Here is a 1,141-nt window from a genome sequence, read left to right as displayed (position 1 = left end):
TGCAGATACAGGGGTATCCATTCTTTGTATCTTTAACTCTGTCCGTATTTTCTACAGTAAATAGTATAAGTCCTCCTGCTAGCATGTATGCCCAACTATGTAGCAGGAGGCATTGTGATATCTTCCCTACTTGTAGTTATACAAGATATATATCACTACATAACAACTATACAGCGAAGAGGACTTGGCCATTAGGCTAAGTCCTCTTTGTCGTGTAGGGAGATAGTCTACCAACTCATTTTGTCCTATAACCCTGAAAGCTAGCAGAACATAGGGACTGCTGGCTTTTGTGTATAGATCTACTTGTGTTGCTTTAGAAGTAATTTATCGTTTTGTGTCATCCAAAATGTTTCGTTTTTAAATAGAACATTGGTAGAAATATTTTCTTCTCCTGATTGGTAGATTTGGTTATAAAAACGATTTATTTGCAAGTCTATTAAATCCATGAGATAATAGAATAAATAAAAAATCGCTGTTGGCCTACTGGCACGACGATAACATATTGTTATAAAGATGCGGTTCGAATTCGCATACAGCGCTCTAAGTACTAGGGTGCTTTTTTATTATCGAAATGAGATAAAACTAGGGATAAAAAAATAATAAATAAATATGTAATCATATGTTGACAAAATAGAATTTTGTAGATATAATGAATATATGAATGAATACTCAATCATAAAATATATGTAATATATCAATAAAAAGGAGTTACTATGGAACGCATTTTTACATTACAAAATTTGAACTGTGCAAATTGCGCTAGTGTCATTGAAGAAAAATTAATTCAACTAGAATCTGTGTCGGCAGCGACTTTTACAATTGGTACGAAACAATTGCGAATTACCTCTACTTTAGAAGATATGGATGCTTTGCAAGAACAAATTCAAGCGGTTTGTGATGCTACAGAAGATGGTGTTGTGGTGGTACCATTTGTACGAGCGGCGAAAAAAGCAAAGCAAGATGATCATGACCATGAACACAATGCAAGTTTATCTGCCATAATCGTTGGCGCTATCGTGATGGCAGTGGCAGAGCTTACGAATTGGGTACCAGAACAATATATGACTCCATTGTTAATCGTAACATTTGTTGTATTAGGATGGCGTATTGTATGGGCAGCTGTTAAAAATGGTATGAAAGG

1 protein-coding gene is annotated in these 1,141 nt (G+C 35.1%); it reads left to right on the top strand.

Going from position 1 to position 1,141, the window contains the following annotated elements; translation table 11 throughout:
- Positions 1-713 precede the first annotated feature (713 nt).
- Positions 714-1,141 (top strand): cation transporter (locus tag HMPREF3032_RS01710; protein WP_197413476.1); only part of this gene is annotated, 428 nt, incomplete at its 3' end.

Origin of the sequence: Veillonella sp. DNF00869 (assembly GCF_001553345.1) — a bacterium.
In the GTDB taxonomy this organism is placed as follows: Bacteria; Bacillota; Negativicutes; order Veillonellales; family Veillonellaceae; genus F0422.
This window is presented reverse-complemented; position numbering and strand designations above follow the sequence as displayed.